This is a genomic window from Pseudomonas sp. PvP028 (genome assembly GCF_017832255.1).
Classification (GTDB): domain Bacteria; phylum Pseudomonadota; class Gammaproteobacteria; order Pseudomonadales; family Pseudomonadaceae; genus Aquipseudomonas; species Aquipseudomonas syringae.
Map to the genome: position 1 here is coordinate 5959847 of NZ_JAFIBL010000001.1, position 22898 is coordinate 5982744.

Annotated in this window: 25 protein-coding genes, 1 tRNA gene and 1 pseudogene; 3 read left to right on the forward strand and 24 right to left on the reverse strand. The window is 59.2% G+C overall.

The genetic code is table 11. The features are described from left to right. Positions 1-77: 77 nt before the first annotated feature. The 18 genes from bamB to trmJ all read right to left on the reverse strand — a co-directional run bounded on the left by bamB (position 78) and on the right by trmJ (position 15135). Positions 78-1232: an outer membrane protein assembly factor BamB gene (gene bamB, locus JOE34_RS25495; RefSeq protein ID WP_209996806.1), complete on the reverse strand. Its 1155-nt coding sequence runs from the start codon at positions 1230-1232 to the stop codon at positions 78-80. Further along, positions 1225-1866, reverse strand: coding sequence for a tetratricopeptide repeat protein (locus tag JOE34_RS25500; protein ID WP_003409121.1), 642 nt, complete (start codon positions 1864-1866; stop codon positions 1225-1227). Before JOE34_RS25500 ends, bamB begins: the two co-directional genes overlap by 8 nt. A gap of 39 nt (positions 1867-1905) precedes the next feature. Continuing rightward, the gene (gene hisS / locus JOE34_RS25505; protein ID WP_003421924.1) at positions 1906-3195 is read right to left on the reverse strand and encodes a histidine--tRNA ligase; all 1290 of its coding nucleotides are present in this window, start codon (positions 3193-3195) and stop codon (positions 1906-1908) included. A gap of 22 nt (positions 3196-3217) precedes the next feature. Next, positions 3218-4327, reverse strand: a complete 1110-nt coding sequence (gene ispG, locus JOE34_RS25510) for a flavodoxin-dependent (E)-4-hydroxy-3-methylbut-2-enyl-diphosphate synthase (protein WP_003339743.1) — start codon at positions 4325-4327, stop codon at positions 3218-3220. Between the two features lie 3 nt (positions 4328-4330). Next, positions 4331-5335 (reverse strand): RodZ family helix-turn-helix domain-containing protein, encoded by a 1005-nt coding sequence (locus JOE34_RS25515; RefSeq protein WP_016567379.1) that lies wholly within the window; start codon positions 5333-5335, stop codon positions 4331-4333. Next, the gene (gene pilW / locus JOE34_RS25520) at positions 5335-6093 is read right to left on the reverse strand and encodes a type IV pilus biogenesis/stability protein PilW (RefSeq protein ID WP_004403131.1); all 759 of its coding nucleotides are present in this window, start codon (positions 6091-6093) and stop codon (positions 5335-5337) included. The genes JOE34_RS25515 and pilW overlap by 1 nt, the downstream gene beginning before the upstream one ends. A gap of 26 nt (positions 6094-6119) precedes the next feature. After that, positions 6120-7268, reverse strand: coding sequence for a 23S rRNA (adenine(2503)-C(2))-methyltransferase RlmN (gene rlmN, locus JOE34_RS25525; protein WP_003314177.1), 1149 nt, complete (start codon positions 7266-7268; stop codon positions 6120-6122). A gap of 33 nt (positions 7269-7301) precedes the next feature. Then, complete coding sequence (gene ndk, locus JOE34_RS25530; RefSeq protein ID WP_002552482.1) at positions 7302-7727, reverse strand: nucleoside-diphosphate kinase; 426 nt, start codon at positions 7725-7727, stop codon at positions 7302-7304. 96 nt (positions 7728-7823) lie between these two features. Then, positions 7824-8024, reverse strand: a complete 201-nt coding sequence (iscX, locus tag JOE34_RS25535; protein ID WP_003339751.1) for a Fe-S cluster assembly protein IscX — start codon at positions 8022-8024, stop codon at positions 7824-7826. Positions 8025-8038: 14 nt separating this feature from the next. After that, on the reverse strand, positions 8039-8380 hold the full coding sequence (gene fdx / locus JOE34_RS25540) for an ISC system 2Fe-2S type ferredoxin (protein WP_003409114.1): 342 nt from the start codon (positions 8378-8380) through the stop codon (positions 8039-8041). 3 nt (positions 8381-8383) lie between these two features. Then, positions 8384-10246 carry a Fe-S protein assembly chaperone HscA gene (hscA, locus tag JOE34_RS25545; protein ID WP_003409113.1) on the reverse strand — a complete coding sequence of 621 codons (1863 nt, stop codon included), beginning with the start codon at positions 10244-10246 and terminating at the stop codon, positions 8384-8386. Between the two features lie 44 nt (positions 10247-10290). After that, a complete protein-coding gene (hscB, locus tag JOE34_RS25550) occupies positions 10291-10812 on the reverse strand; it encodes a co-chaperone HscB (protein WP_209996809.1) in 522 nt (173 codons plus the stop codon). A gap of 10 nt (positions 10813-10822) precedes the next feature. Continuing rightward, positions 10823-11146: an iron-sulfur cluster assembly protein IscA gene (gene iscA / locus JOE34_RS25555; protein ID WP_003314173.1), complete on the reverse strand. Its 324-nt coding sequence runs from the start codon at positions 11144-11146 to the stop codon at positions 10823-10825. A 71-nt stretch (positions 11147-11217) separates the two neighbouring features. Continuing rightward, positions 11218-11604: a Fe-S cluster assembly scaffold IscU gene (gene iscU, locus JOE34_RS25560; RefSeq protein WP_002552476.1), complete on the reverse strand. Its 387-nt coding sequence runs from the start codon at positions 11602-11604 to the stop codon at positions 11218-11220. An 81-nt stretch (positions 11605-11685) separates the two neighbouring features. After that, positions 11686-12900, reverse strand: a complete 1215-nt coding sequence (locus tag JOE34_RS25565; protein WP_003409112.1) for an IscS subfamily cysteine desulfurase — start codon at positions 12898-12900, stop codon at positions 11686-11688. Positions 12901-12944: 44 nt separating this feature from the next. Further along, the gene (iscR, locus tag JOE34_RS25570; RefSeq protein WP_002552474.1) at positions 12945-13436 is read right to left on the reverse strand and encodes a Fe-S cluster assembly transcriptional regulator IscR; all 492 of its coding nucleotides are present in this window, start codon (positions 13434-13436) and stop codon (positions 12945-12947) included. Positions 13437-13594: 158 nt separating this feature from the next. Continuing rightward, positions 13595-14371, reverse strand: a complete 777-nt coding sequence (cysE, locus tag JOE34_RS25575; protein WP_003421917.1) for a serine O-acetyltransferase — start codon at positions 14369-14371, stop codon at positions 13595-13597. Next, positions 14371-15135: a tRNA (cytosine(32)/uridine(32)-2'-O)-methyltransferase TrmJ gene (trmJ, locus tag JOE34_RS25580; protein WP_032658608.1), complete on the reverse strand. Its 765-nt coding sequence runs from the start codon at positions 15133-15135 to the stop codon at positions 14371-14373. Before trmJ ends, cysE begins: the two co-directional genes overlap by 1 nt. Positions 15136-15350: 215 nt before the next feature. On the opposite strand from trmJ, the gene suhB reads away from it, so the two are divergent. Beyond that, positions 15351-16166 (forward strand): inositol-phosphate phosphatase, encoded by an 816-nt coding sequence (suhB, locus tag JOE34_RS25585; protein ID WP_003314166.1) that lies wholly within the window; start codon positions 15351-15353, stop codon positions 16164-16166. Positions 16167-16233: 67 nt separating this feature from the next. On the opposite strand, the gene JOE34_RS25590 is transcribed toward suhB, so the two are convergent. The 6 genes from JOE34_RS25590 to queA all read right to left on the reverse strand — a co-directional run bounded on the left by JOE34_RS25590 (position 16234) and on the right by queA (position 22318). Continuing rightward, a complete protein-coding gene (locus JOE34_RS25590; RefSeq protein WP_003421912.1) occupies positions 16234-16773 on the reverse strand; it encodes a glycine zipper 2TM domain-containing protein in 540 nt (179 codons plus the stop codon). Between the two features lie 108 nt (positions 16774-16881). Then, entirely contained in the window at positions 16882-17793 is a 912-nt protein-coding gene (gene secF, locus JOE34_RS25595; protein ID WP_003314165.1) for a protein translocase subunit SecF, read from the reverse strand. A 9-nt stretch (positions 17794-17802) separates the two neighbouring features. Then, on the reverse strand, positions 17803-19671 hold the full coding sequence (gene secD, locus JOE34_RS25600) for a protein translocase subunit SecD (RefSeq protein ID WP_003421910.1): 1869 nt from the start codon (positions 19669-19671) through the stop codon (positions 17803-17805). Positions 19672-19734: 63 nt separating this feature from the next. Further along, on the reverse strand, positions 19735-20070 hold the full coding sequence (yajC, locus tag JOE34_RS25605) for a preprotein translocase subunit YajC (RefSeq protein ID WP_002552468.1): 336 nt from the start codon (positions 20068-20070) through the stop codon (positions 19735-19737). Positions 20071-20123: 53 nt separating this feature from the next. Then, positions 20124-21239, reverse strand: a complete 1116-nt coding sequence (gene tgt, locus JOE34_RS25610) for a tRNA guanosine(34) transglycosylase Tgt (RefSeq protein WP_161421222.1) — start codon at positions 21237-21239, stop codon at positions 20124-20126. 14 nt (positions 21240-21253) lie between these two features. Beyond that, positions 21254-22318, reverse strand: coding sequence for a tRNA preQ1(34) S-adenosylmethionine ribosyltransferase-isomerase QueA (queA, locus tag JOE34_RS25615; RefSeq protein WP_003421908.1), 1065 nt, complete (start codon positions 22316-22318; stop codon positions 21254-21256). Between the two features lie 117 nt (positions 22319-22435). Between queA and JOE34_RS25620 the strand changes: the two genes are divergently transcribed. Together JOE34_RS25620 and JOE34_RS25625 are read left to right on the forward strand one after the other, a co-directional pair. Beyond that, positions 22436-22520 (forward strand) — tRNA-Leu (locus JOE34_RS25620). A gap of 196 nt (positions 22521-22716) precedes the next feature. Then, positions 22717-22896 (forward strand): annotated as a pseudogene (locus JOE34_RS25625) (Arm DNA-binding domain-containing protein); the annotation flags it as partial. Positions 22897-22898: the final 2 nt, after the last annotated feature.

The window sequence follows — 22898 nt, forward strand, 5'->3', positions numbered from 1 at the left end:
TCGGGGCGATGCCACAAAGGCACCGCAGCCTTGCCGAAGCAAGGGCACCCGAGGCCAATGGCCCCGGGCATGGACACTTATTGCTTGATGGTCAGGGCTTCCAGTTTGCCGCTGTTGCCATACACGTAAATCATGTCCCCAACCACCAGCGGACGCGCACGCAGGCCGTCGCTGTCGATACGTTCGCGACCGACAAAACGACCGTCCACCTGGCTCAACAGGTGCAGGTAGCCTTCCATGTCACCGACCGCTACATAGCTGGAATACACTTCCGGCGCGCCGAGCTGGCGGCGAGCCAGTGATTCGTTGCTCCACAGCGCGGTGGACGAACGCTCGTCGATGCCTTCGACAGTGCCGGAGGCCAGAGTGGCATAGACGCTGCCAAAGCCTTGGGCGACACCCGAGTAGCTCGAAGCATCACGCTGCCAGAGCACACGACCGCTTTCCAGATCGAGACCGGCGACGCGACCCTGATAGGTAGCGACGTACAGCGTACCGCCGGACAGCAACAGGCCGCCGTCGATATCGACGACACGATCCAGTTCCGAGCGACCTTGCGGGATGGCAACGCGCTGTTCCCAGACCGGCACGCCGTTGGTGATATCCAGCGCGACGACCTTGCCGGTCGACAGACCCGCTACGGCAAGACGGTTGGTTGCCAGCGGAGCACCAGTGCCGCGCAGGGTCAGCACCGCTGGGGTACTTTCGTAGATCCAGAGCTGCGAACCGGTCGAAGCGTCGAAACCGACGATGCGGTCATCCTGAGTCTGGACAACGACCACAGAACCGTTGGTGGCAGGCGGAGCCAGCACTTCGCTGGTGACACGAGCGCGCCACTTTTCCTCACCGGAAGTGGCGTCCATGGCAATCACTTCACCCTTGAGGGTGCCGATCATTACCAGGCCATAGCCCACGCCGACTGCGCCGGAAACGGGCAGGTCGAGATCTTTCTTCCAGATCACGTCGCCGGTCAGACGGTCCAGCGACACGACTTCGCCCGTGACGTCAGCCGCATAGATGCGGTCGCCATCAATGGCCGGCACGAGCATGTTGTAAGTCTTGCCCTGACCGTCGCCAACGGAACGGCTCCACTGCTTTTGCAAAACCACTTCTTCTTTGAAGTCAGTCAGCTCGGCCGGAGGCAATTCCTTTTTGCTGTTGCTGCTGCAACCCGCGGCCAGAATGGCCAGAGCCAGCAATGCTGCATGTTTCCAACGAATCACGTCACGCATCCCCTTTCGCCAGATCGTCGAGCTTCATTTGCAGGCCACCCACTGCTGCGTCTTCGGACAGAGCAGATTTGGCCTTTTGGTATGCAGCATACGCCTCGTCGGTACGACCCAGCTGTACCAGCAGGTCACCCTTGAGTTCTTCACGACTGGCGAGGAAAGCCTTGTCGGCATCGCCGTCGAGCAGCTTCAGCGCGTCATCGGTCTTGTTCTGCGCAGCCAGCACGCGTGCCAGACGCTGACGGGCAATCTCGCCCAGCGTGTCGTTGGCAGGTTTGTCGGCCACGGGTTTCAGCTCGGCTGCAGCATCATCCAGCTTGCCGGCATCGACCGCCACCTTGGCGACGAACAGGCTACCGAACTGTGCGTAGGTAGTGCCACCGAATTCGCTTTTCAGTTTGCCGGAGATCTCGGCGACACGTGCGGTGTCTGCCTGACCACTGGGCGTCAGTGCGGTTTCCAGCAATTGCTGATAAAGCATCGAGGCGCCTTGCGACTGGCTGGCCTGATACCTGTGCCAGAACTGCCAACCCAGAACCACGACCAGCGCCAGCAGACCGCCGGTCAACAGAGGTTTGCCGTTGCGCTGCCACCAGTCCTTCATTACCGCCAGCTCTTCATCTTCGGTACCCGACACCCCAATACTCCTATTCGCTAAACGGCTGTTAAATCAGCTTCAACCCTGCACGACGCAGGAGGCCAGGTGCTCTGACAGAGCATCCCAGGCAATATTTTGTTGTTCACCCTGGCCACGCAAGGGTTTGACGCCAATGACCTTCGCCGCCAGCTCTTCTTCGCCGAGGATCAGCGCGTACAGCGCACCGCTCTTGTCGGCTTTCTTGAACTGGCTCTTGAAGCTGCCGGCACCGGCGTTGACCTGCAAGCGCAGGGTCGGCAACTGATCACGGACCTTTTCGGTAAGTGCCAGTGCCGCCAGCTCGGCCGCTTCGCCGAATGCGCACAGGTAGACATCGACCTGACGGGCAATTTCTTCCGGCACCTGCTCAAGGGTTTCGAGCAGCAGAACCAGTCGCTCGATGCCCATCGCGAAACCGACGCCTGCAGTAGGCTTGCCGCCCATCTGCTCGACCAGACCATCGTAACGACCGCCCGCACAGACCGTACCCTGGGCACCGAGTTGATCGGTGACCCACTCGAAAACGGTCTTGCTGTAGTAATCCAGGCCACGCACCAGCTTGGGATTGATCACATAAGGAATACCGGCGGCGTCCAGACGGGCCTTCAGGCCTTCGAAGTGAACGCGGGATTCGTCATCCAGGTAGTCCGCCAGCTTCGGCGCATCGACCAGCACAGCCTGGGTTTCAGGGTGCTTGGTGTCCAGCACGCGCAGCGGGTTGGTTTTCAGTCGGCGCTGGCTGTCTTCGTCCAGTTGGTCGAGACGTGCAGAGAGGTATTCGACCAGCGCATCGCGATAACGCGCACGCGCCTCGCTGGTGCCCAGGCTGTTCAGCTCGAGCTTGACGGCGTTGCGAATGCCCAGCAGGCCCCACAGGCGCCAGGTCATGACGATCAGTTCGGCATCGATATCCGGACCGTCCAGGTTGAAGACCTCGACACCGATCTGGTGAAACTGACGATAACGGCCTTTCTGCGGACGCTCGTGACGGAACATCGGACCGATGTACCACAGTTTCTGAACCTGGCCGCCGCCAGTGATGCCGTGCTCGAGGACTGCACGCACGCACGCGGCAGTGCCTTCAGGGCGCAGGGTCAGAGAGTCGCCGTTGCGGTCGGCGAAGGTGTACATCTCTTTCTCGACGATATCAGTCACTTCACCGATGGAGCGCTTGAACAGCTCGGTGAATTCGACGATAGGCATACGAATCTGCCGGTAACCGTAGTTATCCAGCAGACGGGCAACAGTGCCTTCGAAGTGACGCCACAGCGGCGTCTGCTCGGGCAGGATGTCGTTCATGCCACGAATGGCTTGTAGAGACTTACTCACAGAAAATCCTTAGCAATCCGGGTTAGCCGCGCACGATGACCGAGGCGTCGGCTTCGGCTTTTTCAGCCGCTTTCTCGCGAATCAAGCGTTCCAGCTCATTCACGAGATTGTCATTGGTCAGTTTCTGCGCGGGTTTGCCGTCGATGTAGATCAGGTTCGGCGTGCCACCGGTCAGGCCGATATGCGCCTCTTTGGCTTCGCCCGGACCGTTGACCACACAACCGATGACCGCGACATCGAGCGGAACCAGCAAATCCTCGAGTCGACCTTCCAGCTCGTTCATGGTCTTGACCACATCGAAGTTCTGCCGCGAGCAGCTCGGGCAGGCGATGAAGTTGATTCCACGCGAACGAAGGCGCAACGATTTGAGAATGTCGTACCCGACCTTCACTTCCTCGACCGGGTCAGCCGCCAGCGAGATGCGGATAGTATCGCCAATTCCTTCGGCAAGCAGCATACCGAGACCGACAGCCGATTTCACCGTACCCGAACGCAAGCCACCGGCTTCGGTGATGCCCAGGTGCAGCGGCTGAACAATTTCCTTGGCCAGCAGCCGATAGGCAGCGACCGCCATGAATACATCGGAAGCCTTGACGCTGACCTTGAAGTCCTGAAAGTTCAGGCGCTCCAGGTGCTCGACATGGCGCAGCGCAGACTCTACCAGGGCCTCTGGCGTAGGCTCGCCGTACTTCTTCTGCAGGTCTTTTTCCAGCGAACCGGCATTGACGCCGATGCGGATCGGGATGCCGCGATCGCGCGCAGCATCGACCACGGCCCGCACACGGTCTTCACGACCGATATTGCCCGGGTTGATACGCAGACAATCGACGCCCAGCTCCGCCACACGCAAGGCGATGCGGTGATCGAAGTGAATGTCGGCGACCAGCGGCACCTTGACCAGTTGCTTGATGCGGCCGAATGCTTCGGCAGCATCCATGTCCGGCACCGAAACACGCACGATGTCGACACCTGCCGCTTCGAGACGATTGATCTGTGCCACGGTAGCGGCGACATCGTTGGTATCACTGTTGGTCATGCTCTGCACCGCGATCGGCGCATCACCGCCGACAGGTACGGAACCGACCCATATTTTCCGGGATTCGCGACGCTTGATTGGAGATTCGCCGTGCATGACTTATTGCCCTAGCTTCAGGCGAGCAGTTTCGCCGCTGGTAAAAGGTGCTACATCCACAGGCTGACCGTTGTAGCTGACCTGCGCACCACGCGCGTAACCCAGACGCAGGGTCAACGGCGGCTTGCCGTTGACATCCAGACTCTCGCCCTTGCGCTTGAGGCCGCTGACCAGCACCTTGCCGTTCCCGTCAGTGACCTGGGTCCAGCAGTCGGCAACGAACTGTACGGTCACCTGACCGGCACCCGCGACGACAGGCGCCGGCTGCTCGGCAGGTGCAGCCGGCATCGACGGCACGTTCGGCGCAGCAACGGGGGCCTGAGGCGCGCTCGCCGGCGGCGTAGCGGCAGCAGGTGTCTGTGGTTGTGCGGTTGCGTGACCTGTAACGCTGGAAGCCGGTGCCGCAGGCGCAGCAGCTGGCGCCTCACTGGCAGGCGCACCGGTATTCAACGGCAAGGAAGTTTGCCCGGAGGCAGGCGTTTCAGCCACAGCAGGCTCGTCCGGTTCGTCAAGCGGGTGAATCTGCGTGGTGCCATCAGCGCTTTCGACTTCGACGTGCTCCATGTTCAGCCCGGACTGATCCTTGCCGCGCAAGGTCGCCTGATCCTGCCACCAGAAGAAACCACCGCCGACCAGAATCACCAGCAACAGCAGGCTGACGATACGCAGAATGTTGTGCGACAGCCTGACCGGCTCTTCGATACGGCCCAGCGCATGAACCGAACTACCCTTACCGTCAGTGCCGGTGAACTGGTCGAACTGTTCGACCAGCGCCGCCTGATCAAGCTCAAGCAGTTTGGCGTAGGCACGCACGTAGCCACGGGCAAACGTATGCCCAGGCAGCTTTTCAAACTGGCCGTTCTCCAGATTGGTCAGGGAGGTCACGGTGAGATTGAGTCTCAAGGCCACATCTGGCAGCGACCAGCTCCTGCTCTCGCGGGCCTGGCGCAGGGTTTCTCCAGGATTCACGCGATTGGTTGCTACAACTTCGGGATGCGCCGCTTTCATCATTGCTCCGACAGGTATTGCTGATATTCCGGCGTACCGGGATAGAGTCTTTTCAACAGCAGGCCAAAGCTGGCCGCCTTGTTACGATCATCATATATCTTCGCCAGCCGAGTACCGAGCAATAGACTACGTGCATTTTGCTCGCTGAGCTGGCTAAAACGGTCGTAATAGTCACGCGCCGGCACATATTGCTTGTCTTCGTAGGACAACTGAGCCATCTCCAGCAAGGATAACGGCAACTGACGGTCCAGGCGCAATGCCTTGGTAAAATGCTCGCGAGCCTGCTCGCGGTTGCCCAGTTTCAGCGAGGTCATGCCCAGGCTTTCAAAAACCCGTGACCGCTCAGGATACAGGTTGTCGGCAGCCGCCTGTTCAAAACGCTCGTAGGCTTCCTTGTAACGCTTTTGTTCGAACAGAAAACTCCCGTAATTATTGACGATACGTGTTTCGTTATTGCTGGCGGCCAACGCCTTGCGAAAGTACTGCTCGGCCAGCTCTGGCTCCATCTCTGTCTGGAACACCAGGGCCAGCGCGGCGTTGGCCTGCGCATCCGAGTTGTCGAGTTCCAGCGCCTTTTTCAGCGGAACCTTGGCTCGCTCGGTCTGGCCCTGCTGAAAATAACCCAGCCCCAGTTGCACGTAAGCCTTGCGCGCTTCCTCGCGCCCCTGGGCCGTCGTCAGCGGGTTGACATTGCCGGTGGATACGCACGCTGTCAGCAAAACGACAACACAGAGCAGCAGCGAGGCACGCACAGGCATGGAGTCTCTCTCGATCAGGTTCGCAGTCAGGTTCGAGTCACCGCGACAGGGGCCGCATCGGCCTCGGCGCTCAACTCACGCACGGCTATATAGCGTTCGCTACGACGTGTGCGGTCCATCACCTGCCCGACCAATTGGCCGCATGCAGCATCGATGTCCTCACCACGTGTGGTACGCACAGTGACGTTATAACCGGCCTGATGCAACAGGTCCTGAAAACGACGTATCGCGTTATTGCTGGGACGCTCGTAACCGGAGTGCGGAAACGGGTTGAACGGGATCAGGTTGATCTTGCAAGGCGTGTCCTTGAGCAGTTCGATCATCTCGACCGCGTGCTCTACCTTGTCGTTGATGTCCTTGAGCATGGTGTACTCGATGGTGAGCACACGTTTTTCACCCAGACTGGACATGTAGCGACGGCAGGACTCGAGAAGCACTTTCAACGGGTATTTCTTGTTGAGCGGCACCAACTGGTTGCGCAGCGCATCGTTCGGTGCGTGCAGCGACAAGGCCAGGGATACGTCGATGTGCTTGGAAAGCTCATCGATCATCGGTACCACACCGGAAGTGGACAAGGTCACCCGGCGTTTGGAAATGCCATACCCCAGGTCATCCATCATCAGATGCATGGCGGCAATGACATTGTCGAAGTTCAGCAGCGGCTCACCCATGCCCATCATCACCACGTTGGTGATGGCACGGTCGACGGTCGCCGGGACGCTGCCAAAAGATTTGTTGGCAATCCACACCTGACCGATGACTTCGGCGGCGGTGAGGTTGCTGTTGAAGCCTTGCTTGCCCGTGGAGCAGAAACTGCAATCCAGAGCACAGCCCGCCTGGGACGAAACACACAAGGTGCCGCGCTTGCCCTGCGGGATATAGACGGTCTCGACACAGCTGCCGGACTCTACGCGCACCACCCATTTACGGGTGCCGTCGCTGGAGATGTCCTCGCTGACCACTTCAGGACCGCGAACTTCAGCACAGGCCTTGAGCTTTTCGCGCAAGGCCTTGCTGACGTTCGTCATCGCGTCGAAATCATCGACGCCGAAGTGGTGAATCCACTTCATGACCTGACCGGCACGGAAGCGCTTCTCCCCGATAGAGTCGAAGAATTTCTCCATTTCCTGTTGAGTCAGCCCCAGCAGGTTGGTTTTACCAGTCGATGCAATCATGAATTCACCCTTCACTCGTCAGTCAAAAATGACTTAGCGAGCGGTTACTTCGGTAGCTGCGAAGAAGTACGAGATTTCGCGAGCGGCGGCTGCTTCGGAATCGGAGCCGTGAACAGCGTTGGCGTCGATGGAATCAGCGAAATCAGCACGGATGGTGCCGGCAGCAGCTTCTTTAGGGTTGGTAGCGCCCATCAGCTCACGGTTCAGAGCGATAGCGTTTTCGCCTTCCAGAACCTGAACGACAACCGGACCGGAGATCATGAAAGCAACCAGGTCGCCGAAGAAACCGCGAGCGCTGTGCTCAGCGTAGAAACCTTCAGCTTCGGCCTTGGACAGCTGCTTCAGCTTGGAAGCGACAACGCGCAGACCGGCTTTTTCGAAACGAGTGGTGATCTCGCCGATTACGTTCTTGGCAACGGCGTCAGGCTTGATGATGGAGAAAGTACGTTGAACAGCCATGGTGAAACTCCAGAAGCAGTGATTGAAGCGAAAAATTAAACCCGCGAATTATACGCGGGTTCTGGTGTATTGCCTAACTGCGCGCGTTACTGAACGTCAATCCAGCTCTTCGATCCACAATGTCTGGATCGCTTCCAGGACCTTTTCCCCGCTACGGTCCGGATGGTCATCGAATTCAGGCAAGGCCATGACCAGACCACGTAACCTGGGGAAGCTCACGGTGAGCGGATTTACTTCCGGGTGGCTGTCAGCCAGCTGGATGGCGATTTCCTGCACATCAACCCATTTGAGACTCATGAGCAATCCTTGAATCAGTGCGGCGCTTCAGCGGCGTGGTTGAGCGAATACTTGGGTATTTCGACCGTGAGGTCTTCGTTGCCGACAATGGCCTGACAGGACAGACGCGACTGCGGCTCCAGCCCCCACGCCTTGTCGAGCATGTCTTCTTCAAGCTCATCGGCTTCATTCAGCGAATTGAACCCTTCGCGAATGACGCAATGGCAGGTGGTGCAGGCACACACGCCACCACAGGCGCTTTCAATCTCGATGTGGTGCTCGTGGGCAATCTCGAGAATAGACGTGCCGGGCTCCACTTCTACAACCAGCCCGTCCGGGCAATGCTCGGCGTGGGGCAGAAAAATCACCTGCGGCATCAGTTATTCCTCAATTTCATTCAAGTTGCGCCCGGCCAGTGCGGCTTTTACCGTCGAATCGAGGCGTCGGGCAGCAAATGCATCGGTCACCTGCGACAGACGCTTGGTCTGCTGCTCGATGGCATAACCATCGGTGCCTTGCATCAGTTCACGGAGTTCGTCCATCTGCAGGTTGATGACCAGGCGCTCTTCTTCGTCGAGAAGACGCTCGCCATCGGCGTCCAGGGCACCCTGAACAGCTTCGAGCAGGCGCTCGGCATCAACCTGATGCTCACGCAGCACACGAGCGACCTTGTCGTCGCCGGCATACTCGAAGGAATCCTTGAGCATACGAGTGACCTCGTCATCGGTCAGCCCGTAGGACGGCTTGACCTGAATGCTCGACTCGATACCCGAGCCCATTTCACGCGCCGAAACGCTGAGCAAACCGTCTGCATCGACCTGGAAGGTGACACGAATCTTTGCCGCACCCGCGACCATCGGCGGGATGCCACGCAGTTCGAAGCGCGCCAGCGAACGACAGTCGCTGATCAATTCACGCTCGCCCTGCAGGACATGAATCTTCATGGCCGTCTGACCATCCTTGTACGTGGTGAATTCCTGACCACGTGCCACAGGAATGGTGGTGTTGCGCGGAATGACCTTCTCCATCAGCCCGCCCATGGTTTCCAGCCCCAGCGAGAGCGGAATCACATCGAGGAGCAGCAGTTCGCCACCGTCACGCTTGTTGCCGGCCAGAGTATCGGCCTGGATCGCAGCCCCGATGGCTACCACCTGATCCGGGTCGATCTCGGTCAACGGCTGACGACCGAACAGCTCGGCCACCGCTTCGCGCACTCGTGGAACACGGGTCGAACCGCCGACCATGACCACCGCCTCGACTTCTTCAAGCTCGATACCGGTATCACGTACTGCTCGGCGACAGGCCTTGAGGCTGCGCGCAACCATAGGTTCGATCAGCGCATTGAGTGCCTCGCGAGTCAGTGTGCCACGCCACTCGCCGTAGGCGACCTCGACAGACTCGGCGTCAGTCAGCGCTTCCTTGGCCGAGCAGGCAGCCTGCAGCAGGCTGCGTTGCGCAGAAGGGTCGATATCGGCAGACAGACCGGCATCAGTGACAATCCAGCTGGCGATCGCATGATCGAAGTCATCGCCACCCAGAGCGGTATCGCCGCCAGTGGCCAGTACTTCAAACACACCACCGGTCAGGCGCAGGATAGAGATGTCGAAGGTCCCGCCGCCCAGGTCGTAGATGGCAACCACGCCTTCGGCCTTTTGATCCAGGCCGTAGGCCACCGCCGCAGCCGTAGGCTCATTGAGCAGCCGCAGTACATTGAGGCCCGCCAGTCTGGCAGCGTCCTTGGTCGCCTGACGCTGGGCATCGTCGAAGTAGGCAGGAACGGTGATCACCGCGCCTACCAGCTCACCACCCAGCGAGGCTTCTGCGCGCTGGCGCAGGACCTTGAGGATGTCGGCAGACACTTCGACCGGGCTTTTCGGCCCCTGCACGGTGTCGATGAACGGCATGTGCGACTCACCGCCGACGAACCGGTACGGCAGCTGCTCGCCCAGTTGCTTGACGTCGGTCAGACCACGACCCATGAGACGCTTGACCGAAAGAACGGTATTGAACGGGTCCTGGGAGGCGGCGATCTTCGCTGACTGCCCTACTTCGACACGATCAGCGTGATAGCGCACGGCAGACGGCAGAATGACCTGCCCCTCTGCATCGGCCAGCGGTTCGGACAGGCCGCTGCGTACTGCAGCGACCAGAGAATTGGTAGTGCCCAGGTCGATACCCACAGCCAGACGACGCTGGTGCGGTTGAGGACTCAGGCCGGGTTCGGCGATCTGCAGTAAAGCCATGCTGTTCAGAATAATCACTGGCGCGCGGCAGAAGCCGCGCGGGGTTAATCGTCGAGGCGCTCTTCTAACTGGCGCACTTCGTGAGAGAGCTTGTCGAGAAACTGCATACGCCGCATCAGCTTTTCAGCGTGCTCGCGTTGTGCAGCATCATTCCAACAGGCTGCGAAGCTCTGGTTCAGTTCGTCCTGAGCGATCTTGAGCTGACGCTTGAAGGTCGCAACGCCGGCCAGATCGGCCTCGTCCTGCAAGTCCTCGAGGTCTTCGCGCAATTGCATCTGCTGCAGAAGAAACTCGGGATCATGCACCGTGACTTCGAGCGGCACTTCGTTGCCGTTCATTGCCAGCAGATAACGCGCCCTTTTCGGCGGGCTTTTCAGGGTCTGATAGGCCTCGTTGAGAATGGCCGAGCGCTCCAGCGCCACACGCTGTTCACGCTCGGGGGCATCCGCAAAACGATCCGGATGCACGTTGCGCGCAAGCTCACGGTAACGCGTGGCCAACTGGTCAAGATCAAGCTGAAACTCGGGCTTGAGGTCGAACAGGGCGAAGTGACAGGGAGTACCCACAATAAAAGCCTCAGACGTTGAAGCTTTCGCCACAGCCGCACTCACCGCGCGAGTTGGGATTGTTGAACTTGAAGCCTTCGTTCAACCCTTCGCGCACGAAGTCGAGCTCGGTGCCATCCAGATAGACCAGACTTTTCGGGTCAATGATCACCTTGACGCCGTGCAGTTCAAACACGGTGTCTTCGCTGGCCGCCTCATCGACGAACTCGAGCACATAGGCAAGACCTGAACAGCCTGTGGTGCGAACACCCAGACGAACGCCGTCACCCTTGCCGCGCCCCTCGAGGGAACGTCGTACGTGGTTAGCGGCAGCTTCTGTCATGCTGATAGCCATCGGAACTCCTTAGCCTGTTGCATTAGCCTGTTGCAGTTAACTCTGTCGCAAGCTTCTGTAGAAAAGCCTGCTTACAGCAGACCTTTCTTCTGCTTGTAATCGCGAACGGCTGCCTTAATGGCATCTTCAGCGAGTACCGAGCAGTGAATCTTCACTGGCGGCAGTGCCAGCTCTTCAGCCAGTTGAGTGTTCTTGATGGTCTCTGCTTCGTCCAGAGTCTTGCCTTTCATCCACTCGGTCGCCAGGGAGCTGGACGCAATGGCCGAACCACAGCCGTAGGTCTTGAACTTGGCGTCTTCGATAACGCCCTGCTCGTTGACCTTGATCTGCAGACGCATCACGTCGCCGCACGCAGGAGCGCCGACCATGCCGGTGCCCACATCAGGATCTTCCGCGTTCATCTTGCCGACGTTACGGGGATTTTCGTAGTGGTCGATGACCTTTTCGCTGTAAGCCATGATTCTATTCCTCTCACATCAGGGAGCCGCTCTGCAGGTCACGCGCAATTGCCCATGACCTGTATTGGAGGCGACTTTAAATTAGTGCGCCGCCCACTCGATCTTGGAAATGTCGACGCCGTCTTTGAACATGTCCCACAGCGGCGACAGTGTGCGCAGCCGGGTAACCGCCTCGCAAACCTTCTGCGCGGCGTAATCGATTTCTTCTTCGGTGCTGAAGCGGCCGAAGGTGAAACGAATCGAGCTGTGTGCCAGCTCATCGTTGCGACCCAGGGCACGCAGCACGTACGAAGGCTCAAGCGACGCCGAGGTACAGGCCGAACCGGACGATACCGCCAGATCCTTGAGTGCCATGATCAGCGACTCGCCTTCGACGTAGTTGAAGCTCAGGTTCAGGTTGTGCGGTACGCGGGCAGTCAAGCTGCCGTTGACGTACAGCTCTTCCAGATTTTCGACCTGCTTGAAGAAACGATCGCTGAGTGCCTTGATGCGCACGTTTTCAGCAGCCATTTCTTCTTTGGCGATACGGAATGCTTCGCCCATGCCGACGATCTGGTGAGTCGCCAGGGTGCCGGAACGCATGCCCCGCTCATGACCACCGCCGTGCATGGTCGCTTCAAGGCGAACACGAGGCTTGCGACTGACGTAGAGTGCGCCGATGCCTTTAGGGCCGTAGGTCTTGTGTGCAGAGAACGACATCAGGTCAACCTTGAGGCTGGCCAGATCGATTTCAACCTTGCCGGTCGACTGCGCGCCATCGACGTGGAACAGCACACCGCGCGAGCGGGTCAGTTCACCGATCGCGGCGATATCGTTGATGGTGCCGATCTCGTTGTTCACATGCATGATCGAAACAAGAATGGTGTCGTCGCGCAGTGCCGCCTCAATCATGGAAGGCGTGATCAGACCGTCTTCACCCGGCTCGATATAGGTCACTTCGAAACCTTCGCGTTCCAGCTGGCGAGTGGTGTCGAGGACAGCCTTGTGTTCAACCTTGGAGGTGATCAGGTGCTTGCCTTTGCTGGCGTAGAAATGCGCAACACCCTTGATAGCCAGGTTGTTGGATTCGGTAGCACCCGAGGTCCAGACGATTTCGCGCGGATCGGCGCTGACCAGATCAGCGACCTGACGACGTGCATTCTCGACCGCTTCTTCGGCTTTCCAGCCAAAGACGTGGGAGCGCGAGGCCGGGTTGCCGAAGTTTCCTTCGACGGTCAGGCAATCGATCATTTTCTGCGCGACACGCGGATCGACCGGGGTCGTCGCGGAGTAGTCGAGGTAAATTGGCAATTTCATTGAAGCTCTCCTATCAGGCAGGCGCACCGCTCATTCATCTGCGTTCATTCGACGGCGGACGTTTCGATCTTACCCAGTTGCGACATGTGGTTATGACCACGGCGCATATCCTGGCGCTGAGCGACTTCTTGTACCTCACGGCGAGTGACAAGATCCGCCAAGCTGATACCGCTTAGAAATTCGTGAATCTGCTGGCTCAGGTCGCACCACAAGTGATGGGTCAGGCAGGTATCGCCAGCGTGGCAATCGCCCAGACCCTGACACCGCGTAGCATCGACCGATTCATTGACTGCATCGACAACCTGAGCAACCTGGATGCCTTTCATGTCGCGCGACAGCTGGTAACCACCACCCGGACCACGAACACTGGAAACCAGATTGCCGCGACGCAGCTTGGCGAACAGCTGCTCGAGGTAGGACAGGGAAATACCCTGCCGCTCGGAGATGTCGGCCAGAGACACTGGCCCGTTCTGCGCATGCAACGCCAGGTCAAGCATGGCTGTTACAGCGTATCGGCCTTTAGTAGTCAGTCGCATGGCGTATACCGCAGAGATTCGGAATGAGAGCGAGTATGCTATTCCCGAGTAAAAGAGTCAACTATTAGACCAAGTAAAACAGTCGGGATTAGCGAAAAGTGCGGGCTGCATCATAGCAAAGGTGCGGCGTAATGGCACGCGCTCGCCCGCTGCAATACCTAGCCGACCTTGTCGTCCTGACGGTCTTTCACGCAGTCGAACACCTCATCGCGCAGCTCCGGCAACTCCTTGGCGCGGTAGTCGCTGCCAAGCCTGCCGAGCGCATCACACATGCCTTCAAGACGACCGTCGACAGCCTGCAAATGGTCAAGCAACTGGCCAATGGCGCGCGCGACCGGATCAGGCATATCTGCACTGACACCGTAGGCATCAAAGCCGAGCTTCTCGGCCATGGCTTTGCGCCTGGCCTCAACCTCGTCGTCCGACTTGACGATGATCCGCCCCGGGATGCCCACTGCGGTTGCGCCCGCAGGCACAGCCTTGGTGACCACTGCGTTGGAGCCGATCTTGGCGCCCGCCCCCACCGTGAATGGCCCGAGCACCTTGGCCCCCGCCCCGACCACTACACCATCTTCCAGCGTCGGATGGCGCTTGCCGGCATTCCAGCTGGTACCACCCAGGGTCACGCCCTGATAGAGGGTGACGTCATTACCGATCTCGGCGGTTTCACCGATCACGATGCCCATACCGTGATCGATGAAAAAACGGCGACCTATACGCGCACCTGGATGGATCTCGATACCGGTCATCCAGCGCCCGAAGTTCGACACCACCCGCGCCGGCCATTTCCAGCCGGTGCGCCACAGGATATGGGCGAAGCGGTGCAGCCAGATGGCGTGCATCCCCGGATAGCAGGTCAGGACTTCAAAGGCATTGCGCGCCGCAGGATCGCGGTGGAATACGCTTTGAATGTCTTCTCGCAGACGCTCGAACATCACTGATCCTTTCGCTTGTAGGGTTCACCACGTGCGGCTTTCTGGGTTTCGGTGAGCACACCGCGCAGAATACTCAGCTCGGATCGCTCGACTTCGCTACGCCCGTACAGCCTGCGCAGCCGGGCCATCAGATGCCGCGGCTTTTCCGGATCAAGAAAGCCGATGGCCACAAGCGCGGCCTCAAGATGGGTATAGAAACCTTCCATTTCGTCCATCGTCGCCAGCTCGGCATTGTGCGCCGACGCAGGTCTGGAAGCCTCGCCCTGCTCCGTGGCAGCCAGCCAGGCCACGCGCACTTCATAACTGAGCACCTGTACGGCAGCCGCCAGATTGAGCGAGCTAAACGCAGGGTCTGACGGGATGTGCACATGGAAGTGGCAGCGCTGCAGCTCTTCGTTGGTCAGGCCCGCATGTTCGCGACCGAACACCAGCGCCACCTCGGCACCCTCGCCGGCCTGCTCGATGACTTTTTCACCCGAGGCACGCGGATCCAGCATAGGCCACGGCAGGCTTCGATCCCGCGCGCTGGTGCCCAGCACCAGACGGCAGCCGACCAGCGCTTCTTCAAGGGTCGCCACCACCTGCGCACCCTCGAGAATGTCGGTAGCCCCGGACGCACGCGCATCGGCATCGGGCGAAGGGAAAATGCGCGGATCAACCAGCACCAGACGCGAAAGCCCCATGTTTTTCATGGCGCGAGCAGCCCCGCCGATATTTCCGGGATGGGTAGTGCCGACCAGGACAACACGAATGTTCTGCAACAAAGCGAACGCTCACTGACACGAATTAGGGGGGCAAATCTTACAGAAACGGCTCGGCTAACGCTATGAAGCTGTGCGGAGCGCAACCGCAGAAGCGAACGCACCGGACGCAAAAAAACACACACGAACCCGACAACCGTAACAACGCAAGGCTGGAAATAATTCGAATCAGCCCATAGAATGCCCGGCTCTCTTTAACAACCTTAGGTGAATTATCCATGCAGCCCATGCTGAATATCGCGCTGCGCGCCGCCCGCAGCGCCAGCGAATTGATTTTCCGCTCCATCGAGCGCCTGGATACCATCAAGGTTGACGAAAAAGAAGCCAAAGACTACGTCACAGAGATCGACCGCGCTGCCGAGCAAAGCATCATCACCGCTCTGCGCAAGGCCTACCCGACTCACGGCATTCTCGGCGAAGAAAGCGGCCTGCACGAAGGCAGCGGCGAGGGTACTGACTACCTGTGGATCATCGACCCACTGGACGGCACCACCAACTTCGTTCGCGGCATCCCGCACTTTGCCGTCAGCATCGCCTGCAAATACCGCGGCCGCCTCGAGCACGCCGTGGTTCTCGACCCGGTCCGCCAGGAAGAATTCACCGCAAGCCGTGGTCGTGGCGCAGCCTTGAACGGTCGCCGTCTGCGCGTCAGCCAGCGCAAGAGCCTGGAAGGCGCCCTGCTCGGCACCGGCTTCCCGTTTCGTGACAACCAGATGGACAACATCGAGAACTACCTGGGCATGTTCCGCAGCCTGGTAGGCCAGACCGCCGGCATCCGCCGTGCAGGCGCTGCGAGCCTCGACCTGGCTTATGTCGCTGCCGGCCGCTTCGATGCGTTCTGGGAATCAGGCCTGTCCGAGTGGGACATGGCTGCAGGCGCCCTGCTGATTCAGGAAGCAGGCGGTTTGGTCAGCGATTTCACCGGTGGTCACGACTTCCTTGAGAAAGGCCACATCGTTGCTGGCAACACCAAGTGCTTCAAGGCGGTACTGACCGCGATCGCACCGCACCTGCCAGCTTCACTCAAGCGTTAAGCTGCAGGCATAAAAAAACCGGCGCAAGCCGGTTTTTTTTATGTCTTGTGAAGCCCAGCGGCTGGCGTTACTGCGCCTGACCCAATATCAGCTGACCGTTCTTGTCGACCGGAATCTGGCTACCCGGATCACGCTCCATACGAACCTGACCCACTTTCTCGTTCAACTTGTATTTGACGTTGTAGCCCACAACCTTGTCGCTCACATCGTTGACCGTTGTGCAGCGGTTCTGCGTAGTGGTGTAGGTGTCACGCTCCTGCATGCCTTCCTGAACCTTGTTACCGGCATAACCACCGCCGAGCGCGCCTGCGACCGTTGCGATTTTCTTGCCATTACCACCACCCACCTGATTGCCGAGCAAACCACCGGCAACCGCGCCAATAACGCTACCGACGATCTGATGCTGGTCCTTGACCGGCGCCTGACGGGTAACGGTTACGTCCTTGCAAACTTCACGGGGGGTTTTGATCTGCTGGTTGATCGGCTCTACCGCCAATACATCCGCATACTCAGGACCACCCTTGACCAAGCTATAGGTGGCAACGGCGCCGCCAGCAGTCACGACAGCAGCACCTAACACAGCACCAACAAGCATAGACTTGTTCACTTGAACCTCCTGACCAATCGAAACGCAGCATGGCTGCGCAATGCCTAGCCTTGGAGCATAAAAAAAGGCGCGAGTTCAGCACTCGCGCCTTTTTTATGATGGCCGGACCTACGGGAGATCGTCAGCCTTCTCGACGACCACTGGAGGAATCAAATCCTCGGTGGTCAGGTTCAGCCAGATCAGCACCACGTTGGCGATGTAGATGGACGAGTAGGTACCCGCCAATACACCGATGAACAACGCGATGGAGAAGCCTTCCAGGCTGTCACCGCCAAACACCCACAATGCCACGATCGCCAACAGGGTCGAAACCGAGGTGGCAATGGTGCGCAGCAGTGTCTGCGTGGTGGAGATGTTGATGTTCTCGATCAGCGAAGCCTTGCGCAGCAGGCGGAAGTTTTCGCGTACCCGGTCGAAGACCACAATGGTGTCGTTCAGCGAGTAACCGATGATCGCCAGCACCGCCGCCAGCACCGTCAGGTCGAAGGTGATCTGGAAGAACGACAGGATACCCATCGTCACTACCACGTCGTGGATCAGCGAGATGATCGCCCCGACTGCGAATTTCCACTGGAAGCGGAATGCCAGGTAGATCAGAACACCGCCCAGCGCCATCAGCATGCCGAGGCCGCCCTGATCGCGCAGCTCTTCACCGACCTGCGGGCCGACGAACTCGACACGCTTGACCACTGCCGGGTTATCGGCACCAGCCTTGCGCAGCGCCTCGGCAACCTGAGTGCCCAGTTGCGGGTCTTCACCCGGCATGCGCACCAGCAAGTCGGTTGTGGCGCCGAAGCTCTGTACAACGGCTTCGTGATAGCCCGCCGAAACCAGCTCTTGACGGACCTTGCCGAGGTCGGCGGGACGCTCGTAGGTCAGCTCGATGAGCGTACCGCCGGTGAAGTCCAGACCAAAGTTGAGCCCTTTATGGAACCAGCTGAACAACGCCAGTGCGGTAAGGAGCATCGTGATGGCGAACGCAACATTGCGAACGCCCATGAAGTTGATGGTACGTAACATGGCAGCCCCTTAAATCCACAACTTCTTGAAGTCACGACCGCCGTAGATCAGGTTGACCATAGCGCGGGTCACCATGATGGCCGTGAACATCGAGGTAAAGATCCCGAGCGACATGGTCACCGCAAACCCTTTGACCGGGCCGGTGCCCATCGCAAAGAGAATGCCGCCGACCAGCAGCGTCGTCAGGTTGGCGTCGAGGATCGCCGTGTAGGCACGATCGAAACCTTCGTTGATAGCACGCTGAACCGTCATGCCGTTGGCGATCTCTTCACGAATCCGCGAGAAGATCAGCACGTTGGCGTCCACCGCCATACCCATGGTCAACACGATACCGGCGATACCCGGCAGGGTCAGTGTGGCACCCAGCAAGGACATCAGTGCCAGCAGCATGACCATGTTCAGGGCCAGTGCCACGGTCGCGATCAGACCGAAGAAGCGGTAGATCGCCATGATGAACAGCGAGACGAACAGCATGCCCCACAGGGATGCATCGATACCCTTGGTAATGTTGTCGGCACCCAGGCTAGGACCGATGGTGCGCTCTTCAGCGAAGTACATCGGAGCAGCCAGACCACCGGCACGCAACAGCAGCGCCAGCTCGGAAGACTCACCCTGACCATTCAGACCGGTAATCCGGAACTGACTGCCCAGTGGCGACTGAATGGTCGCCAGGCTGATGATTTTCTTGTCTTCCTTGAAGGTCTGCACCGGCACGTCTTTCTCGACGCCGTTAACCATCTGTTTGGTGTAGGTGGTGGTCGGACGCTGTTCGATGAAGATCACCGCCATGCTGCGTCCCACATTGCTGCGGGTTGCACGGCTCATCAGTTCGCCACCGTGACCATCGAGGTTGATGTTCACCTGTGGACGACCATGCTCGTCGAAGCTGGCCTTGGCGTCAGTCACCTGATCACCGGTAATGATCAGACCACGCTCCACCGCCGCTGCCGGACGACCGCCTTCGCGGAATTCGAACATCTCGGTAGTGCCTTTCGAATCATCCGGGCCTGCACCCAGACGGAATTCGAGGTTGGCGGTCTTGCCCAGAATACGCTTGGCTTCGGCCGTGTCCTGCACACCCGGCAACTCGACCACGATGCGGTTGGCACCCTGGCGCTGAACCAGCGGCTCGGCAACACCCAGCTCGTTGACCCGGTTACGCACGGTGGTCAGGTTCTGCTTGATCGAGTATTCGCGAATCTCGGCCAGCTTGGCCGGCGTCAACGCCATGCGCAGCACCGGGATACCGTTCAGCTCGGCAGGCGTGATTTCGAAATCGGTAAAGGTCTTGCGTACCAGTGCACGCGCCTGTTCACGCTCTGCGTCGTCGGTGAAGCCCAGCTGAATCACATTGCCCAGCTGCGGCAGACTGCGATAACGCACCTTTTCCTTGCGCAACAGGGATTTGACTTCGCCTTCGTAGACTTTCAGACGTGCATCGATCGCCTTGTCCATGTCGACTTCCAGCAGGAAGTGCACGCCGCCGGACAGGTCGAGGCCGAGCTTCATCGGGCTTGCACCCAGCTTACGCAACCAGGTCGGCGTGGTACGCGCCAGGTTCAGTGCGACGACATAATCGTCACCCAACGCCTTGCGCACGACATCCTTGGCTGGCAACTGGTCTTCCTGCTTGCTCAGACGCAACAAACCGCCCTTGCCATTCTCGGCCAGAGAAGAAGCCTTGACCGAGATGCCGGCATCGGCAAGCGCCTTGGCTGCACGATCCACGTCCGCCTGATTGACTTGCAGCGCAGTGCTTGCGCCGCTGATCTGGATGGCAGAATCATCAGGGTAGAGATTGGGTGCGGAATAAATAAAACCGACCACCAGCACCGCCAGGATCAGTACGTATTTCCACAGAGGGTATTTGTTCAGCATCACGCCGCCCGCTTAAAACGCGGGGCGCCTTGCGCGCCCCGTCGATGGGTAAAAAGTTGTTGCTCAGATCGCTTTCAGGGTGCCTTTAGGCAGAGTGGCCGCGATGGCGCCCTTCTGGATTTTCAGCTCAACGGTGTCAGACACTTCGATGACCACGAAGTCATCGGTCACTTTGTTGATCTTGCCCGCGATACCGCCACTGGTGACAACTTCATCGCCTTTCTGCAGGTTGCCCAGCAGGTTTTTCTGCTCTTTGGCGCGCTTGGCCTGTGGACGCCAGATCATCAGGTAGAAGATGACCAGGAAGCCGACCAGGAAGATCCACTCGAAACCACTGCCCGCAGGACCGGCAGCCGGTGCAGCAGCATCCGCAAAAGCGGGAGAGATGAAAAAGCTCATTTGTCGCTCCAGTTACATAATTAGTATAAAAAGCAGGAAAAACTCGTTCTGTTTCAACCCAGAGGCGGCGTTGGAAGGCCGCGTTTGGCATAGAAGGCATCGACGAAGGCGGCCAATGTACCCTGTTGAATAGCCTCGCGCAAACCAGCCATAAGCAGCTGGTAGTGCCGCAAATTGTGGATTGTATTGAGCATGCTCCCCAGCATTTCCCCGCACTTGTCCAGGTGATGCAGATAAGCGCGCGAGAAGTTCTGGCAGGTGTAGCAATCGCAGGTCGGATCCAGCGGCGTATTGTCGTGGCGATGGAACGCGTTACGGATTTTCAATACGCCGGTATCGGTGAACAGATGGCCGTTGCGGGCATTGCGGGTCGGCATCACGCAGTCGAACATGTCGACGCCACGGCGCACACCTTCGACCAGATCTTCCGGCTTGCCTACACCCATCAGGTAACGAGGTTTGTCTGCCGGCATGAGGCCTGGCAGGTAGTCCAGCACCTTGATCATCTCGTGCTTGGGTTCGCCCACCGACAGACCGCCAATCGCCAGACCGTCGAAACCGATTTCGTCCAGGCCTTCCAGCGAGCGCTTGCGCAGGTTCTCGTGCATGCCACCCTGAACGATGCCGAACAGCGCGGCGGTGTTTTCGCCGTGGGCGATCTTGGAACGCTTGGCCCAACGCAGCGACAGCTCCATGGAGACCCGCGCCACCTCTTCGTCGGCCGGGTACGGTGTGCATTCGTCGAAGATCATCACAACGTCCGAACCCAGATCACGCTGGACCTGCATGGACTCTTCCGGCCCCATGAACACCTTGGCACCATCAACCGGCGAGGCGAACGTCACGCCCTCCTCCTTGATCTTGCGCATGGCGCCCAGGCTGAACACCTGAAAGCCGCCGGAGTCGGTCAGAATCGGCCCCTTCCACTGCATGAAATCGTGCAGGTCGCCGTGGCCCTTGATGACCTCGGTACCCGGACGCAGCCACAGGTGGAACGTATTGCCCAGAATCATCTGCGCGCCGGTCGCCTCGATATCACGGGGCAGCATGCCCTTGACCGTGCCATAGGTGCCCACCGGCATGAACGCCGGGGTTTCCACCACACCACGCGGGAAGGTCAGCCGACCGCGACGGGCCTTGCCATCGGTGGCCAACAACTCGAAAGACATACGACAGGTGCGACTCATGCGTGATCCTCTGGTGCCGATTCCTGTGGGGCCGTCGGCGCGGGATTGCGGGTGATGAACATCGCATCACCGTAACTGAAGAAGCGGTAGCCGTGCTCGATGGCCGCCGCGTAGGCCGCCATCGTCTCGGGATAACCGGCGAACGCCGAAACCAGCATCAACAGCGTGGATTCAGGCAAATGGAAATTGGTCACCAGGGCATCGACCACGTGAAACGGTCGGCCTGGATAGATGAAGATGTCGGTATCGCCGCTGAACGGCTTCAGTTCGCCATCACGCGCGGCACTCTCCAGCGAGCGCACGCTGGTGGTCCCGACGGCAATCACCCGCCCGCCCCGTGCACGGCACGCGGCGACGGCGTCGACCACGTCCTGGCCAACTTCCAGCCATTCGCTGTGCATGTGATGATCTTCGATCTGCTCGACGCGCACCGGCTGGAACGTCCCTGCGCCGACATGCAGAGTGACGAACGCGGTTTCCACGCCCTTGGCAGCAATCGCCTCGAGCAGCGGCTGATCGAAATGCAGGCCGGCAGTCGGCGCAGCCACCGCACCGGCACGCTGCGCGTAAACGGTCTGATAGCGCTCGCGATCCGCACCTTCATCCGGACGGTCTATATAAGGAGGCAACGGCATGTGGCCGACACGCTCCAGCAACGGCAGCACCTCTTCGGCGAAACGCAGCTCGAACAGCGCATCGTGCCGAGCGATCATCTCGGCCTCGCCACCGCCATCGATCAGAATCGACGAGCCAGGCTTGGGCGACTTGCTCGAGCGAACATGCGCCAGCACACGATGGCTGTCCAGCACGCGCTCGACCAGAATCTCCAGCTTGCCGCCGGAGGCTTTCTGCCCGAACAGGCGTGCGGGAATGACCCGGGTATTGTTGAACACCATCAAGTCGCCCGGGCGCAAATGCTCGAGCAAATCGGTGAATTGACGATGTGCCAGCGCGCCCGTCGGCCCATCGAGGGTCAACAGACGACTGCTGCGACGCTCGGCCAGTGGATGGCGAGCAATCAGGGAATCGGGGAGTTCGAAGGTAAAGTCAGCGACGCGCATGATCGGGTTCGTTTAGCAGGGCCGGGAAGTTTATCCGGTTTGACGGCATTAGTAAAAAACCTGCGTAAATCCCTGTTGACCAACAGAAAACTCATCCTTATACTTCGCCGCCATTGAGCCCTGATGGCGGAATTGGTAGACGCGGCGGATTCAAAATCCGTTTTCGAAAGAAGTGGGAGTTCGATTCTCCCTCGGGGCACCACATAGCAGTATCCAGAGGTCACAACCAGACCCGGAACACCAGATAAACCGGCCCACGAGCCGGTTTTTTTGTGCTCAGCTTTCCCAGCGAATCCCTTGTAAGCCCAGTTTATTGTGAGTAGATCGAGTTCGGTCCAGATTTCTACTCACACTCTGACGGGAAAATCCCCCGCCAGCGCCAGCCCAGAGGGTTTGTCTTGGCTCTCACTGACACAGCCGTTCGTACCGCAAAGCCCCGCGAAAAACTCTACTGTCTGACGGATACCGCTGGCCTTTGCCTTGAGATCACACGTGGCGGCTCGAAGCTTTGGCGGTTCCGTTACCGTCTCGGCGGCAAAGCCAAAATGATGGGGCTTGGCGCCTACCCCACCGTGACGCC

Bases quoted from the DNA above. Each gene is read 5' to 3' on its own strand.
- pilW (WP_004403131.1), bottom strand. From the start codon at position 6,093: ATGCCTGTGCGTGCCTCGCTGCTGCTCTGTGTTGTCGTTTTGCTGACA.
- tgt (WP_161421222.1), bottom strand. From the start codon at position 21,239: ATGTCTTTCGAGTTGTTGGCCACCGATGGCAAGGCCCGTCGCGGTCGG.
- secF (WP_003314165.1), bottom strand. From the start codon at position 17,793: ATGTTACGTACCATCAACTTCATGGGCGTTCGCAATGTTGCGTTCGCC.
- fdx (WP_003409114.1), bottom strand. From the start codon at position 8,380: ATGCCGCAGGTGATTTTTCTGCCCCACGCCGAGCATTGCCCGGACGGG.
- ispG (WP_003339743.1), bottom strand. From the start codon at position 4,327: ATGCACGGCGAATCTCCAATCAAGCGTCGCGAATCCCGGAAAATATGG.
- iscA (WP_003314173.1), bottom strand. From the start codon at position 11,146: ATGGCTATCAGCATGACAGAAGCTGCCGCTAACCACGTACGACGTTCC.
- secD (WP_003421910.1), bottom strand. From the start codon at position 19,671: ATGCTGAACAAATACCCTCTGTGGAAATACGTACTGATCCTGGCGGTG.
- iscU (WP_002552476.1), bottom strand. From the start codon at position 11,604: ATGGCTTACAGCGAAAAGGTCATCGACCACTACGAAAATCCCCGTAAC.
- hscA (WP_003409113.1), bottom strand. From the start codon at position 10,246: ATGGCTTTACTGCAGATCGCCGAACCCGGCCTGAGTCCTCAACCGCAC.
- bamB (WP_209996806.1), bottom strand. From the start codon at position 1,232: ATGCGTGACGTGATTCGTTGGAAACATGCAGCATTGCTGGCTCTGGCC.
- JOE34_RS25565 (WP_003409112.1), bottom strand. From the start codon at position 12,900: ATGAAATTGCCAATTTACCTCGACTACTCCGCGACGACCCCGGTCGAT.
- queA (WP_003421908.1), bottom strand. From the start codon at position 22,318: ATGCGCGTCGCTGACTTTACCTTCGAACTCCCCGATTCCCTGATTGCT.
- JOE34_RS25515 (WP_016567379.1), bottom strand. From the start codon at position 5,335: ATGAAAGCGGCGCATCCCGAAGTTGTAGCAACCAATCGCGTGAATCCT.
- suhB (WP_003314166.1), top strand. From the start codon at position 15,351: ATGCAGCCCATGCTGAATATCGCGCTGCGCGCCGCCCGCAGCGCCAGC.
- yajC (WP_002552468.1), bottom strand. From the start codon at position 20,070: ATGAGCTTTTTCATCTCTCCCGCTTTTGCGGATGCTGCTGCACCGGCT.
- cysE (WP_003421917.1), bottom strand. From the start codon at position 14,371: ATGTTCGAGCGTCTGCGAGAAGACATTCAAAGCGTATTCCACCGCGAT.
- rlmN (WP_003314177.1), bottom strand. From the start codon at position 7,268: ATGATTGCATCGACTGGTAAAACCAACCTGCTGGGGCTGACTCAACAG.
- iscX (WP_003339751.1), bottom strand. From the start codon at position 8,024: ATGAGTCTCAAATGGGTTGATGTGCAGGAAATCGCCATCCAGCTGGCT.
- ndk (WP_002552482.1), bottom strand. From the start codon at position 7,727: ATGGCTGTTCAACGTACTTTCTCCATCATCAAGCCTGACGCCGTTGCC.
- iscR (WP_002552474.1), bottom strand. From the start codon at position 13,436: ATGCGACTGACTACTAAAGGCCGATACGCTGTAACAGCCATGCTTGAC.